The organism is Tianweitania sp. (assembly GCF_032053605.1).
Taxonomy (GTDB): Bacteria; Pseudomonadota; Alphaproteobacteria; order Rhizobiales; family Rhizobiaceae; genus Tianweitania.
The window spans coordinates 48,147-48,388 of sequence record NZ_DAMBUH010000020.1 but is presented as its reverse complement, the minus strand read 5'-3'; the positions used below and the strand labels follow the sequence as shown (position 1 = coordinate 48,388).

Genomic DNA, 242 nt, shown 5'->3' with positions numbered 1-242 from the left:
CGGCAAGCCGGCGGCGAAAGCCCGACAGCGGCAGCGGCTCCCCGGGCACCCGCCGAATGCGGCAGCGCACGAGGAAATCCTGATACAGCACGGCATCGGAGCGGAAGGCGGCATCCGGGTCTTCGATGATCTCGCGCAGCACCGTATCGATGCCGGCCTCACGCTCGGCCTCGTCGATGATCGCGAACACCGGTTCGGCGACAGGTTCAGGCGCAGGTTTGGGCCGCGACAGCTGCGCCAAA

Annotated in this window: 1 pseudogene; it reads right to left on the bottom strand. The window is 68.2% G+C overall.

The features are described 5' to 3' along the window. Positions 1-242 (bottom strand): annotated as a pseudogene (locus tag RTX98_RS07345) (ATP-binding protein); the annotation flags it as partial.